Annotated in this window: 12 protein-coding genes; 5 read left to right on the top strand and 7 right to left on the bottom strand. The window is 70.8% G+C overall.

What is annotated here, in order from left to right; all coding sequences use genetic code 11:
- Together ACZ6I1_RS17405 and ACZ6I1_RS17400 are read left to right on the top strand one after the other, a co-directional pair.
- Window positions 1–1203: a glycosyltransferase gene (locus ACZ6I1_RS17405; protein ID WP_469288008.1), complete on the top strand. Its 1203-nt coding sequence runs from the start codon at window positions 1–3 to the stop codon at window positions 1201–1203.
- Between the two features lie 23 nt (window positions 1204–1226).
- Window positions 1227–3644, top strand: a complete 2418-nt coding sequence (locus ACZ6I1_RS17400; protein WP_469288006.1) for a galactose oxidase-like domain-containing protein — start codon at window positions 1227–1229, stop codon at window positions 3642–3644.
- A gap of 91 nt (window positions 3645–3735) precedes the next feature.
- On the opposite strand, the gene trhA is transcribed toward ACZ6I1_RS17400, so the two are convergent.
- Window positions 3736–4437, bottom strand: coding sequence for a PAQR family membrane homeostasis protein TrhA (trhA, locus tag ACZ6I1_RS17395; RefSeq protein ID WP_469288004.1), 702 nt, complete (start codon window positions 4435–4437; stop codon window positions 3736–3738).
- 218 nt (window positions 4438–4655) lie between these two features.
- On the opposite strand from trhA, the gene ACZ6I1_RS17390 reads away from it, so the two are divergent.
- Window positions 4656–6479, top strand: coding sequence for a phosphoenolpyruvate carboxykinase (GTP) (locus ACZ6I1_RS17390; protein WP_469288002.1), 1824 nt, complete (start codon window positions 4656–4658; stop codon window positions 6477–6479).
- A gap of 117 nt (window positions 6480–6596) precedes the next feature.
- Here ACZ6I1_RS17390 and ACZ6I1_RS17385 read toward each other — a convergent pair whose 3' ends face one another.
- The 4 genes from ACZ6I1_RS17385 to ACZ6I1_RS17370 form a co-directional block, all read right to left on the bottom strand.
- Window positions 6597–7217 (bottom strand): hypothetical protein, encoded by a 621-nt coding sequence (locus ACZ6I1_RS17385; RefSeq protein WP_469288000.1) that lies wholly within the window; start codon window positions 7215–7217, stop codon window positions 6597–6599.
- The gene (locus tag ACZ6I1_RS17380; protein ID WP_469288287.1) at window positions 7204–8802 is read right to left on the bottom strand and encodes a substrate-binding and vWA domain-containing protein; all 1599 of its coding nucleotides are present in this window, start codon (window positions 8800–8802) and stop codon (window positions 7204–7206) included. Before ACZ6I1_RS17380 ends, ACZ6I1_RS17385 begins: the two co-directional genes overlap by 14 nt.
- Before the next feature lie 95 nt (window positions 8803–8897).
- On the bottom strand, window positions 8898–10118 hold the full coding sequence (locus tag ACZ6I1_RS17375; protein ID WP_469287998.1) for a toxic anion resistance protein: 1221 nt from the start codon (window positions 10116–10118) through the stop codon (window positions 8898–8900).
- Entirely contained in the window at window positions 10115–11206 is a 1092-nt protein-coding gene (locus tag ACZ6I1_RS17370; protein WP_469287997.1) for a hypothetical protein, read from the bottom strand. Before ACZ6I1_RS17370 ends, ACZ6I1_RS17375 begins: the two co-directional genes overlap by 4 nt.
- A 137-nt stretch (window positions 11207–11343) precedes the next feature.
- Between ACZ6I1_RS17370 and ACZ6I1_RS17365 the strand changes: the two genes are divergently transcribed.
- Window positions 11344–11775 carry a hypothetical protein gene (locus ACZ6I1_RS17365; protein WP_469287995.1) on the top strand — a complete coding sequence of 144 codons (432 nt, stop codon included), beginning with the start codon at window positions 11344–11346 and terminating at the stop codon, window positions 11773–11775.
- 85 nt (window positions 11776–11860) lie between these two features.
- Here the strand turns inward: ACZ6I1_RS17365 and ACZ6I1_RS17360 are convergent, their stop codons facing one another.
- Window positions 11861–12259: an SCO4983 family protein gene (locus tag ACZ6I1_RS17360; protein ID WP_469287994.1), complete on the bottom strand. Its 399-nt coding sequence runs from the start codon at window positions 12257–12259 to the stop codon at window positions 11861–11863.
- Between the two features lie 100 nt (window positions 12260–12359).
- Window positions 12360–13571, bottom strand: coding sequence for a pyridoxal phosphate-dependent aminotransferase (locus ACZ6I1_RS17355; protein ID WP_469287992.1), 1212 nt, complete (start codon window positions 13569–13571; stop codon window positions 12360–12362).
- Window positions 13572–13919: 348 nt separating this feature from the next.
- Between ACZ6I1_RS17355 and ACZ6I1_RS17350 the strand changes: the two genes are divergently transcribed.
- On the top strand, window positions 13920–14153 hold the full coding sequence (locus ACZ6I1_RS17350) for a hypothetical protein (protein WP_469287991.1): 234 nt from the start codon (window positions 13920–13922) through the stop codon (window positions 14151–14153).
- The last annotated feature ends 203 nt before the right edge of the window (window positions 14154–14356 follow it).

The following is a 14356-nucleotide window of genomic DNA, read 5'->3' as shown; positions in this document are numbered from 1 at the left end:
ATGAGCGAGGACCTGTGGTCCCTCCCTGCCCCGATCGATCCAGATCTCACCCTTCCGCAGGCGGTGACGGGCAGCGTCACCCTGATCATCCCGACCTTCAACGAGGCGGGGAACATCGCGGAGCTGCTGCGCCGGCTCGGTGACGCACTGCCCGACCCCGAGCAGCTGCGCTGCGAGGTGCTGTTCGTGGACGACTCCACCGACGACACCCCTGCCGTCATCGAGAAGGCCGCCGCCGACCACCCCTTCCCGGTGTCCGTCCTGCACCGGGAGGTCGCCGAGGGCGGGCTCGGCGGCGCCGTCGTCGAAGGGATGAAGCGGACGGACACCGACTGGATCGTCGTCATGGACGCCGACCTCCAGCACCCGCCCCACCTGGTACCCGAACTCGTCGGCGCGGGCATGCGCACCGGCGCCGAACTCGTCGTCGCCTCCCGCTACATCAGCGGCGGCAGCCGGGCCGGACTCGCCGGCGGCTACCGCATCGCCGTGTCCCGCGGCGCGACCTGGCTCACCAAGGGGCTCTTCCCGCGCGCCCTGCGCGGCATCAGCGACCCCATGAGCGGCTTCTTCGCGATGCGCCGCTCGGCGGTCACCGCGCCCAAGGCGGCCGACGCCCTCCAACCGCTCGGCTACAAGATCCTGCTGGAACTGGCGGTGCGCTGCCGGCCCGCGAAGGTCACCGAGGTGCCCTTCGTCTTCCAGGACCGCTACTCCGGCGCATCGAAGTCCACCGCCCGCGAGGGCATGCGCTTCCTGGCGCACCTGGTCTCGCTGCGCTCAGCGACCCCGCTGGCCAGGATGATCGGCTTCGGCCTGATCGGCCTCTCCGGCTTCGTACCGAACCTGGCCGCGCTCTGGCTGCTGACGCGGGCCGGGATGCACTACCTCCCGGCCGAGATCGTCGCCAACCAGGCCGGCGTCCTGTGGAACTTCCTCCTCATCGAGACCCTGCTCTTCCGCGACCGCCGCCGCCACCGCCACTGGGCGGACCGCATCGGCCGCTTCGCACTGCTCGCCAACGCCGATCTGCTGCTGCGGATCCCGCTCATCGCGGTGCTCGTCGCCCAGCTCGGCATGGACGTGCTCCCCGCCACCGCCCTCGCGCTGGTCACCACCTTCGTCCTGCGCTTCGCGGCGACCGAGGCGCTCGTCTACCTGCCGCGCACCGCGCGCACGGCAGGGCGTCACCCCAGGAGCTGAGCCGCACAGAAGGGAACCTTTCCATGCGTCTGAAGATCCGGCGGAGGGCCGGGCGGCGTGCCGCCCTGCTGGCCGTCGGGGCGCTGACCGCCGGCCTGCTGCTCACCGCACCGCAGCAGGCCACGGCCGGACCGCCCAATCTGCTCTCCAATCCCGGTTTCGAGACCGCCGGCGCCCCCGGCGCCGACATGCCGTCCTGCTGGTCCAAATCCGGCTGGGGCGACAACGACTTCGCCTTCACCACCGTCCCCGACGCGCACAGCGGCACCAAGGCGATGCAGGTCTCCCTCACCCGCCGGGTGGACGGCGACCGCAAGGCACTGGTCACCGAGAGCGCCACCTGCGCGCCGACCGTGGCGCCCGGCAAGCAGTACGACCTGTCCGCCTGGTACAAGTCGAACACCCCGGACGTCTCGGTGACGGTGTTCCGGCGGGAGGCCGCGACCGGGGCCTGGCACTACTGGACCGACCTGCAGAATCCGCCGGTCAGCGCGGGATGGGCGCGCACGGAGGTCCGTACGCCCGCCGTCCCGCCCGGCACCGACAAGATCGCGTGGGGGCTGTCGGTGTACGGGGTGGGCACCCTCACCACCGACGACTACGCGGTGGAGGAAGTGGGCGCGGTGCCGCCGCAGCCGACCTGTTCGGGCACGGCGGAGCAGTGCGCCAAGGGCAAGTGGGAGGTGATCCCGGCCAAGAACCCGGTGCGCTCGATGCACGCGGTGGTCCTGAAGAACGGCAAGGTGCTGCTGATCGCGGGCTCGGGCAACGACATCGCCCAGTTCAACGCGGGCACCTTCACCTCGGCCGTCTACGACCCGGCGAACGGATCGTTCAAGACCATCCCGACCCCCGTCGACATGTTCTGCTCGGGCCACGTGCAGCTGTCGGACGGCCGGGTGCTGGTGATGAGCGGCAACAAGGGGTACCCGTCGGCCGACGGCACGATCGGCTACCAGGGGCTGAAGGACTCGTACACCTTCGACCCGGCGACCGAGAAGTACACGAAGACCAACGACATGAACGGCGGGCACTGGTACCCGTCGGCGACGATCCTCGGCAACGGTGATGTCATCTCCTTCGGCGGTCTGAAGGAGGACTCGACGGGCAACGTGACCGCGGAGAAGTTCTCGGCGGCGCAGAACAAGTGGCTGCCGATGAACGAGGTCAACCAGACCTGGTCGTACTGGGGCCTGTACCCGTCGATGATCCTCATGCAGGACGGGCGGCTCTTCTACTCGGGCAGCCACACCTTCGGCAACGGCACCCCGGGCACGGGCGCGTCGATCTACGACTACGACGCCAACACCATCACCGACGTGCCGGGCCTGCGCAACAAGGACCAGCGCGACGAGTCGGCGAGCGTGCTGCTGCCCCCGGCGCAGGACCAGCGGGTCCTGACCATCGGCGGCGGCAACAACGAGACCAACCCGGCGGCGAACCGGATCACCGACATCATCGACCTGAAGAAGCCGAGCCCGGCCTACACGGCCGGCCCGGACATTCCGCTGGGCCTGGTGGACACCGGCGCCGGCAAGCGGCCCCAGACCGGGGCCGAGGGCAAGATGTACGTGTCCGCCGTGCTGCTGCCCGACGGCAAGGTGCTGGAGACCGGCGGCGCCCTGCACGACCGAGCCGACCCCGTCTTCGAGGCCTCGTTCTTCGACCCCGCCACCAACACCTACCAGGCGGGCCTGGCCACCGACCCGATCCCCCGGACCTACCACTCGGCGTCGTTCCTGATGCCCGACGGCCGGGTCATGTCGGTGGGCGACAACCCGGGCAACGGCACCTACAACCACAACGTGTCGATCTACACCCCGCCCTACCTGTTCAAGGGGGCGCGCCCGCAGATCACCTCGGTGATCGACACGCAGTGGGTGTACGGGGACACGCAGCGGATCACGGTCAACCGGCCGATCGCCAAGGCGGAGCTGATCCGTCCGGCGGCGGTCACGCACTCCTCGGACCCGAACCAGCGGTTCGTGGACCTGCCGATGACCGTGGACGGGAACAACATCGACCTGAACGTGACCAGCAACCCCAACCTGGCGCCGCCCGGCTGGTACATGCTCTTCGCCGTCGACGCGAACGGCATCCCGTCGATCGCGACCTGGGTGCACCTGGGCGGACCGTCGGCGCTGGCGGCGACGGCGGAGCGGCCCTCCGCGCACGAGCACACCTTCGCCGGCGAACTGGCGCCGCCGAAGGCGAACCCGTCCCAGCGGGACTCCGTACCCGTGGCCCCGACCGTGGCCGGCTGCGACCGGCACTACGGGACGGCCAGTGTGTGCGTCCCGACCCGCTTCCCGGCAGAGGTGAAGGAGACGACGAAGGCCCGCTGCGACTGGCTGGCCGCCCACCAGTACCCCCAGCGCATGAAGGTCAACGGCAGCGACCCGCTGCGCCTGGACCAGGACAAGGACGGCTACACCTGCTGACGGCGGGTGGAGCGGCGGGGCCCGGCCGCGAAGTGCGGCCGGGCCCCGCCCGGTTGCCGCCCCGGGCGGCACGCGGCGCCGCCGTGCGCCGTCAGTGCGAGTACGCCGCGAGGGAGATGCCCACGTAGTGGGCGACGAACGCCGCGAGGGTCAGGGAGTGGAAGACCTCGTGGAAGCCGAAGAAGCGGGGGGAGGGGTTGGGGCGCTTCATGCCGTAGATGACCCCGCCCGCGCTGTAGAGCAGCCCGCCGACGATCACCAGGACCAGCACGGCGATGCCGCCGGTGCGCATGAAGTCGGGCAGGAAGAAGACGGCGGCCCAGCCCATGGCGATGTAGCAGGGGGTGTACAGCCAGCGCGGGGCGCCGACCCAGAAGACGCGGAAGGCGATGCCGGCCGCGGCCGCGAGCCACACCGCCCACAGCAGCGTGCGCCCGGTGGAGGGCGGGAGCAGCAGGACCGTCAGCGGGGTGTACGTGCCCGCGATGATCAGGAAGATGTTGGCGTGGTCGAGCCGCCGGAGGATGGCCTCGCCCCTGGGGCCCCAGGTGCCGCGGTGGTAGACCGCGCTGACACCGAACAGCAGGCAGGCCGTGAGGATGTAGACCCCGCAGGCCACGCGGGCCCGGGTCGAGTCGGTGAAGGCCATGAGCACGAGGCCCGCGACCACCACGGCGGGGAACATTCCGAGGTGCAGCCAGCCGCGCATCAGCGGCTTGTCCTCCGGAGCGGCCGGGACGGCGGCCGGGATGGCGGCCGGGATGGCGGCCGGGACGGCGGCGTCAGAAGTCATGGCCACATGCTACCTACGGGTCCGTAGGTTTCCGTTAGTCCTCTTTACGGAAGATTGACGGACGTGGCGATGCTCACGTGAGAGGCCCCCTGGACATATGCGCACATGCACCGGATGATCAGATGAGTGCGGTCGACACCGGATGAGCGGAGCGCGAAGCGTCCGGGTCGCAGCCCCCACGGGGCCTACACCAAACAACCCCTCAACAAGGAGCAATCGTGGCGCGCGACAACGCGGCTCCCACCATCCCGACGACTCACCAGGAGCTGATCTCCTGGGTGGACGAGATCGCAGCCCTCACCCAGCCGGACCGCGTCGTCTGGTGCGACGGCTCCGAGGGCGAGTACGAGCGCCTGTGCGAGGAGCTCGTCGCCAAGGGAACGTTCAAGAAGCTCGACGAGACGAAGCGCCCGAACTCGTACTACGCCGCCTCCGACCCCTCCGACGTCGCGCGCGTCGAAGACCGGACCTTCATCTGCTCCGAGAAGGAGGAGGACGCGGGCCCGACCAACCACTGGAAGGCCCCCGCGGAGATGAAGAACATCTTCGCCGGCGAGAACGGCATCTTCCGCGGCTCCATGAAGGGCCGGACGATGTACGTCGTCCCCTTCTGCATGGGCCCCCTCGGCTCCGAGCTCTCCGCGATCGGCGTCGAGATCACCGACTCCGCCTACGTCGCCGTCGCGATGCGCACCATGACCCGCATGGGCAAGGCCGTCCTGGACGAGCTCGGCTCCGACGGCTTCTTCGTGAAGGCCGTCCACACCCTCGGCGCCCCCCTGGAAGAGGGCCAGGCGGACGTGCCGTGGCCGTGCAACACCACCAAGTACATCTCGCACTTCCCCGAGACCCGCGAGATCTGGTCCTACGGATCCGGCTACGGCGGCAACGCCCTGCTCGGCAAGAAGTGCTACGCCCTGCGCATCGCGTCCGTCATGGCCCGCGACGAGGGCTGGCTCGCCGAGCACATGCTGATCCTCAAGCTCACCCCGCCGCAGGGCGAGTCGAAGTACATCGCCGCCGCCTTCCCGAGCGCCTGCGGCAAGACGAACCTGGCCATGCTGGAGCCCACGATCCCCGGCTGGACGGTCGAGACCGTCGGCGACGACATCGCCTGGATGCGCTTCGGCGAGGACGGCCGCCTGTACGCGATCAACCCCGAGGCCGGCTTCTTCGGCGTCGCACCCGGCACCGGCGAGCACACCAACGCCAACGCCATGAAGACGATGTACGCGAACACCGTCTTCACCAACGTCGCGCTCACCCCCGACGGCTCCGACGTCTGGTGGGAGGGCATGACCGAAGAGGCCCCCGCCCACCTCATCGACTGGAAGGGCAACGACTGGACTCCGGACTCGGAGACCCCCGCCGCCCACCCCAACGCCCGCTTCGCCGTCCCGGCCTCCCAGTGCCCGACGATCGCCCCCGAGTGGGAGGACCCCAAGGGCGTCCCGATCTCCGCGATCCTCTTCGGCGGCCGCCGCGCCTCCGCCGTGCCGCTGGTCACCGAGTCCTTCGACTGGAACCACGGCGTCTTCATCGGCTCGAACATCGCCTCCGAGAAGACCGCCGCCGCCGAGGGCAAGGTCGGCGAGCTGCGCCGCGACCCGTTCGCCATGCTGCCGTTCTGCGGCTACAACATGGGCGACTACATGGCCCACTGGGTCAAGGTCGCGGCCGACAAGGACCAGTCCAAGCTCCCGAAGATCTACTACGTGAACTGGTTCCGCAAGAACGACGCGGGCAAGTTCGTGTGGCCCGGCTTCGGCGAGAACAGCCGCGTCCTGAAGTGGATCGTCGGCCGCCTCGACGGCACCGCCGAGGGCGTCGAGACCCCCATCGGCATCCTGCCGACCAAGGACTCCCTCGACCTCGAGGGCCTGGACCTCCCGGCCGAGGACCTCGACTTCCTCCTCACCGTCGACAAGGAGGTCTGGCGCGAGGAGGCCGCCCTGGTCCCCGAGCACCTGAACACCTACGGCGACCACACTCCCAAGGAGCTGTGGGACGAGTACCACGCGCTCGTCAAGCGCCTGGGCTGAGCCAGGACACGCCCTGAAGAAGGGCCTATGAACGTGGGAGCCCCCGACCAAGCGGCGTCCCACCGCTGTGGGAGCCCCCGACCAAGCGGTTCCCACCGCAGCACGTGACCCGTCAGGTCAGGAGCGTCCGCGCTCCTCCAGATAGGTCGTGTGCGTCTGCTGACGGCGGGCCTCTGCTTCACGGAGGCCCGCCGTCACGCGTTCCGCCTCGTCGTACAGGACCGTCAGCTGCCGCTCCAGGTGCCGCTCCGGCGACTCGCCCCCCGGCGTCAGCCGCGTCCACCAGCGCGTCCGGTTGTAGGTGTCCACGCACTCCGGCACATCCAGCCGGATCGCCCGGGACAGCGCGTGCACCGCCTCCGGATCGGCGGCCAGGGCACCGGCCACCCAGCCCGGATCGAGCAGGGCCGCGTACAGCTCCACCAGCTCCGCCAGCTTGCCGCCCGCCGCCGGCGGCAAGTCCACCTCGGCCAGGTACGCGCGCAGCCGCCCGAAGTCCCCCCGTACGACGCCCAACTGCTCGACGGCATCCGGACAATGCGGCGGATCCACCCGCTCCGGCGGGGCGATCAGCGCGCCCGCGCCGTACAGCCCGGCCACCACCACCGGCCAGTACGAGCCCCCGACCCCCGCGAAGCCCAGGCCCAGCCCGGCCACCCCGCACGCGGAGCCTGCCAGGTTCTTCCTCGACTCCACATAGCGCACAAGACGCGCGCCGAGCGCTCTACTGGTAGCCACGGATCTCCTCGAAGGCTCCGTTCAGCGAACCGTTCCCGCCGGTGGCGTCGAAGAGCCGCCCGCCGGTCAGCTCGGTGATGTGGGTGAGCTCCTTGCGGTCCGAATCCCCGAACAGCACCGCGAACACCGGCGTGTGCCTGCGCCCCTCGGGCAGCGCGGCGTAGAACGCATCGAAGTGCTGCGCCCCGACGCCCTCCGTGTTCTCGCCGTCCGTCATCAGCACGATCGAGGTGAACGCGTCCCCGCCGCCCTTGCCGAGCTGCTCGTACGCCGCCTCCAGACTGCTGTAGATCGCCGTACCCCCCTCCGGCTCCAGCGACGTCACGTCACCCCGGATCGCGTCCAGGGCCGGCCCCGGATTGCCGGGCTCCACGACGTGCGTCCGCACCTTCTTCACCTTGGACCCGAACGGCAGCAGCGTCACCTCCTCACGGTCCCGGAACCGCTGACCCGTCCCCGAACTCCCGGTACCCGTCAGCTCCGTGAGCGCCGCCTTCAGCCGCCCGATGCGGTTCCCCTCGGTCATCGACCCCGAGGTGTCCAGCACGTACACCGTCCGCGACGGCCGGCGCAGCTCGTTCTCGTACGAGGCCAGCAGCCCGTCGGCGACCGCCAGCGAACCGGGGAACGGCAGCTCGCGCCGCTTGTCCGCCCCCAGCCCTGCGGCCGGCGCCACCCCGGCCGCGACCGGCCGGCGGAAGGTCTTCTCCGTGATCGCCTGCTGCGCCTGCGCGCCGCGCAGGTACTCCGTCAGCGCCCGGCCCGACTCGCGGGCCCCGGCCGGCGCCGAGGTCAGCAGGGTCAGCGGGTAGTGCGCGGTGACCACGCCGTCGCGCGGCCGGATCACCGTCAGCGGGGACTTCCCGTCCCGGTTCGCCGACAGCAGCACCGACTCGTAATTCACCAGCGCGTCCACGTCCGTGCGCTGGGCGTAGGCGGTGGCCAGCCAGCCGGAGGAACCCGAGGTCAGCCGCTGCCCGGCGAAAAACTCCTTCAACCGCGGCCCGGCAGCCTTCACGTCCGCGCCGGTCAGCGCCGCCTGCGCCCCCGACAGGCCGGAAGCCACCGAAACCAGCGCGGAGAAACCGGAGTTGGAACGCACCGGGTCGGTCATGCCGTAACTGAGCCTGCCGCCCGCGACGGCCTCGTGCACCGCCGGCCAGGTAACCTCCTCGGGCTTCCAGCCGAGCCGGGCCAGCGCCTCCGGCCGCACGCCGAGCGCGACGGGCGAGGACATCACCGGGGTCTCGTTGGCGAGCTTCCCGGCCGCCTCGGGACGCAGCCGCAGATAGTCGTTGGAGGACAGCCAGATCGCGTCGTACTTCCCGTCGGCCTGCCCCGACGCGACCTGCTCGGCGGCATCGAGCGTGCCCGACCAGGTCAGCTCCACGGCGACCCCCGTGGCCTTCTCGGCCTGCTCCAGCACCGGCTGCATGTCCGCCAGCTCACTGGAGGCCAACACCCGCAGGGTGCCCTCCTCGTACGCGGACGGGTGGGGACTGTCCGGTGCGCCGGCGGTACAGGCGGTGGCAGCGACGAGCGCGGCGAGTACGAGAATCCAGCCCCGCCTGGGGGCCCCTCCCAGCGGTCGCTGGAGGAGTTTGAGGCGCGGGGTCTGGGGCGGAGCCCCAGGAAACGGAGAAAGGGCGGGGCGGAGAGCAGCTCCGCGCAGCGGCCGCCTCACTGGGCACCACCCTCCAGCGCCCCGACACTCCGCGTCCGCGCAAGATACGCCGACGCCGTCCGGAGCTCCCCCGTCAACGACTCCACGGTCGCGGCCATGTTCTCGGTGGCCTGCACCTTGAACGTGTCGATCGCGTCGAGCGTCCGGTAGATCTGCGCGAACGCCGTCCGCAGGGTCTCCGCCCCCACCGCCGGATCGGCCGCGATCCGCTGGATCTCGCCGCTCTGCGTGGCCAGCATCTCCGCGTTGCCCCGGATCAGGTCCTCCGTGGTGCTGCGCAGGGTGTTGACCTGCTCGACGACCTTGCGCTGGCTGTCGAGGGCCGAGGCCAGCATCACCGCGATCCGCAGTGCGGAGACGGTGGTGGTCGCGGCCCGGTCGACGCCCTTGATCAGCTCGTCGTTGGTGCGCCGGACCACGTCCATGGCCAGGTACCCCTGGGCGCACACGGCCAGCTGGGTCAGCAGGTCCTGGTGCTTCTGCCGGACCGGGAACAGCAGGTCCGCGCGCAGCGCGTCCGCCGCCTGCGGATCGGAGCGCTCGGCCTCGGCGATCCGCTGCCCGACGGCGCAGTCCAGGGCCTCGGTGAGGACCGCGCACTCCTGGAGCTTGCCCATGGTCTCCCACAGGCGGGCCCGCTCCGTGTGCAGGGCCGCGTTGTCGCGGCGCAGCTCGTCCTGCCCGCTGCGCAGCGCGCCCACGATCCGGTTCAAGGTCGCCTGCGAGGAGGCGTACTTCGCCACGTGGTCGCGGAACCTGTTGCCGCCCGGGAGCTTCGAGATCAGCTTGCCGAAGCCCTTGGCGGGCGTGTCCCGCGGGTCGAGGTCCTCGACCGTGCGGCGCAGTTCGACGAGGGAGCCGGCCACCCGGGCCTGGGCCTCGCCGCCGCCGTCGGAGCCGAGGGCGCGCACGGCCTGGTCCAGCATCCGGTTGGACTGCTGGGCGGCGGAGCGGATGTCGGCGGCGCCGAGCCCGGCGATCTCGCCGATGCGCTGCGCGAACTCGGGGGAGCGGGCGTCGATCCCGGCGAGCGAGCCGACGTACTCCCCGGCCCGGCGCGCCATTTCCTCGCGGACGCCCTCCTGGAGCGGTACCAGTCCGGAGGCCTGTTCCTTGCGGACGGGGGCGACCGGCTCGGGCGCGGTGAGGACGAGCGGGGAGTCGTTTCCGCCGGCGGTCGGTGGCGGTGGCGGTGTCGGTGTCGGTGTCGGTGTCACGGTGTGTCCCCCTGGCCCTTGGCGCGGGCTGCCAGCGCCATCAGGATCTTGACGGTGGGTGTGCCGACCTGGCGGATGCCGGTCAGCGCGGGGTTGAGGTAGCCGGCGTGCGGGGCGGTCGCGGCGGTGAACTCGGGCACGCCGTCCTGCGGGCGGAACCCGTGGCGCAGGGCCAGCTCGCGCAGCGTGGGGTCCGTCGCGAGGAGCGTGCCGAGTTCGGCCGCCTGGTCGCCGAGCGGGACGAAGGTGTGCGCCGTGTTGACGGTGGTGTCCGGGTAGAGGACCACCATGTCGCCCGGATCCTGGTTCTGTAGCAGGAGGGCCGCCACCTGGGACTCGTACACCAGGATGAGCGGTTCGCCGCTGCCGCTGATGAAGGCCCGGAACGGGTCGTCGGTGCTCGGTTCCAAAGCGCCCTGTACGGAGATCAGCTTGCGCATCAGGGGCGCGGTACGGGCGACTCCGGCGTCGTCGGAGACGATCGTGCCGCCGTTCGCCACGTGGGAGGCGGCGGCGAGGAAGAGGGCGCCGGAATTCGAGGTGGACGGGTCGGTGGTCTTGATGAACACCGTGCCGGTCAGCTCGGCGTGGGCGGAGGCGCCCGGCAGCTGCTGCCAGGTGCGGTCCTCGCCGGCGGCCTTGAGGAAGGGGCCCATCAGGAGGGTCCCCGCGTTCTTGCCGGTCGTCTTCGCGAGGCCGTTGTCGGCCAGGACCTTGGCGGCGTTGGCGCGGGCGATGACGACGAGCGGGGAGTAGAAGGGCTTGGTCTGCTGGGCGCCCTTGACCCCGGCGGCGGCCTCGACCTCCTTGGCGGGCTCGCTGCTGCCGGGGAAGGCGAAGTCGAACTCCTTGAGGGCGAGCTGGTCCATCGCCCAGGAGCCCGAGGTCTCCGCCTTCACGGTGTAGCCCTTGGCGGCAAGGGCCTTGACGACGTCCGGATCACGGAAGAATTCGGACTTCTCCGAGCCGATGACGCCACGCACGGTCTTCGTTGCCGGCGTTTCCGGGTCCTGCCCGTTGACGAGGGCGACAGCTACGACGCCGCCGATCAGCAGGAGGCCCAGGACGATTCCCAGGATGCGTCTCACGAGTGCAGCGTGCTCGCGGAAACCCACATTCCGCGAGGAGTTGAGTGAACGTCAGGTGTCCAGGCGGTCCCACTTCGAAATGCTGTGTGAACCCGTGGATGCTGGTGGGAGGGGCCGCAGACCGGGAGGATCTGGTCATGGGCGTGAGCACGAGCGCGTTGAAGTGGCAGGGCTGGCTGGTCGGCCTGGTGACGCTGGCCGGACTGCTGGTGTTCGCCCCGCTGGGGCTGTACGTGTGGGCCAGCGGCGGCCCGTCGCCCGGCGAGGCGGTGGAGGTACGGGTGGAGCCGCAGGCGCGGGTCACCGCGTGCCGGGTCGATCCGGCCAGCCGGCGGGTGGTGGCCGCGGTGGAGCTGACGGGCCGCGGCTCCTACGTCGTCACGGTGGAGTTCCGCGACCAGGAGCACCCGGGTCCCGGTACGCGGGCCGCGCAGGCCCTGGTCAAGATCCCGGGCGTGCTCCCGGGGGCCACGGAACGCGCCGAGGCGGTCGGCCCGGTCTGGCCGGTGGCCACCGTCCCGTGGTGCGGGGTCGCCGCCGCGGTCGCGGCGGACGAGCTGGAGCCGTGAGTTCCGCCGCCCGAGCCCCACAGGGTCATGATCATGGCAATCATGGCGCCCGGTCCGGAGCCTCCGCGGCCCCGGACCGGGGCCGTCAGAGGGCGCCGGCCAGGTCCTGGGACGTGAGGGCGGCGGCGTGCGCGTCCATGCGCTCGGCGGCGAGGATCGCCACGGTGGTGTCGGCGCGGGACGCGGCGACGAGGAGCGCACGGGCGGCGAGGTCGTGCGCACGCTGGTGCAGGGCCGTGCGGTCGGCGGCGTCGGCGTGGGCCTCGGACGCGCGGGCGGGCTGCGCCCCCCGCAGCCGCGCGACCTGCGCGGCGATGCGGTCGGCGGCCTCGTCGAGGCCGAGCTCGTCGGTGACGGCGAGCAGGGCCGCGAGATGCCCGGCGAGCTGGACGTCCAGGGCTTCGCTGCGGCTGCGGTGCGGGTAGTCGGCCGGGGCGGCGCCCATGCGGTGGACGACCGGCTTGGTGCGGCTCGGCTCGTACATGAGGAGGCCTCCTGCGTGGGTCAGGAGACCATCCTACATTGGAATCAATCTAAAGTTGAGCTGAATCCTGTCCGTACTCGAGTCGGATCGGGCACGGCCGCTACGGCTGGCCGTAGCCGTCCAGGAAGTTCCCGATCCGGGTCACCGCGTCCGCCAGGTCCTTCGCGTTCGGCAGCGTCACGATCCGGAAGTGGTCGGGCTCGGGCCAGTTGAAGCCCGTACCGTGCACCACCATGATCTTCTCGGCCCGCAGCAGGTCGAGGACCATCTGCCGGTCGTCCTTGATCTTGTAGACGGCGGGGTCGAGCTTCGGGAAGAGGTACAGCGCGCCCTTGGGCTTCACGCAGGTGATGCCGGGGATCTGCGTCAGCAGGTCGTAGGCCGTGTCGCGCTGCTCCAGCAGCCGCCCGCCGGGCAGCACCAGGTCGTTGATCGACTGCCGGCCGCCGAGGGCGGTGGCGACGGCGTGCTGCGAGGGCATGTTCGCGCACAGGCGCATGTTGGCCAGGATCGTCAGGCCCTCGATGTACGACGAGGCGTTCTTCTTGGGGCCGCAGACCGCCATCCAGCCGGACCGGTAGCCGGCGACGCGGTAGTTCTTGGACAGCCCGTTGAAGGTGAGGGTGAGCAGGTCCGGCGCGATGGCGGCGGTGTTGGTGTGCGTCGCCCCGTCGTACAGGATCCGGTCGTAGATCTCGTCCGAGCAGACGACCAGGTTGTGGCGGCGCGCGATGTCCGTGAGCCCCCGCAGCATCTCGTCGTCGTAGACGGCGCCGGTCGGATTGTTCGGGTTGATGATCACGATGGCGCGCGTGCGGTCGGTGACCTTGCGCTCGATGTCGGCGAGGTCCGGCATCCAGTCGGCCTGCTCGTCGCAGCGGTAGTGCACGGCCGTGCCGCCGGCGAGCGAGACGGAGGCGGTCCACAGCGGGTAGTCCGGCGCGGGGACGAGGACCTCGTCGCCGTCGTCGAGCAGCGCCTGCATCGACATCTGGATCAGCTCGGAGACCCCGTTGCCGAGGTAGATGTCCTCGACGTCCAGGTCGATGCCCTTGGTCTGGTAGTGCTGCATGACCGCGCGGCGCGCGGAGAGCAGCCCCTTCGCGTCCCCGTAACCGTGGGCGTTGCCCAGGTTGCGGAGCATGTCCTCAAGGATCTCCGGCGGGCAGTCGAAACCGAAGGCCGCGGGATTGCCGGTGTTGAGCTTGAGGATGCGATGACCTGCTGCTTCGAGCCGCATCGCCTCTTCGAGCACGGGGCCGCGGATCTCGTAGCAGACATTGGCGAGTTTCGTTGACTGGATCACCTGCATGACGGGAGCTTACGGGCCCGGGTGCGGGCGTGGCGCGCCATTTGGGCGGGAGCGGCGGCGAGGGATATGTCCCGTTTCGGGTAATGGTCGGGTGTCGATGCGGTCCACCCTTGGAATCGGGGGCCGGGGTCGCGTCCGGGCCTGCGGAATGGGTGGGGCGGGGGGTGGGCGGGGGGTGGGGATGTTGCGCTCGTCACGTGGGGGTGGGGGTGGGGGTGCGTGGAGCGGGTGCGGGCGCGTTGTTGGGGGGGGGGGTGAGTAGGTGGCTGAGTACGGGAGCTCATGCGGTGGGCTGGTGGCGGGGTGGAGGGTGGTGATCTGCAAAGGGCTACCGAAGGGCGCTGCGCGATGGAGTTGGTAGTCGGTGACATGGCGATCACCACGGTCGGCCTGGATGGCGACGACCGGGCGATCGAGTTCCTGGTCTCCGGACCGGCGGCCATGGGCCAGGGGTGCTTCGCGATCCACCGCGAGCACGGCCAAGGCTGGGAGACGGCCCGTCTCACCATCGACCCCCAGTCGGGCAGCGTTCCGGTGGCGGCGGTGGAGTGGGCGGTGGAGTTCGCCCGGGAGTACCTGTGAGGGGACGGGCGGGGCTTCGGGGAGCCTGATCCCCACCATCCTGGTCAGGGAGGGTTTGGGGGTTTCCCGTCAGTCCCACTGTCTCTCCGGGGCGGGACGGCCTGTCAAGGGCGCTCCTTCGTCGCGTCGCTGCGCGATGGCCTTCGGCCACCCTTGACAGGGCGGCCCGCCCCGGAGAGACAGTGGGACTGACAGATCGGAAG

The sequence above is a fragment of the Streptomyces sp. NPDC046303 genome, from assembly GCF_055588085.1.
Note: the sequence above shows the minus strand (reverse complement) of the source record. Positions and strands in the feature narration are given on the sequence as shown.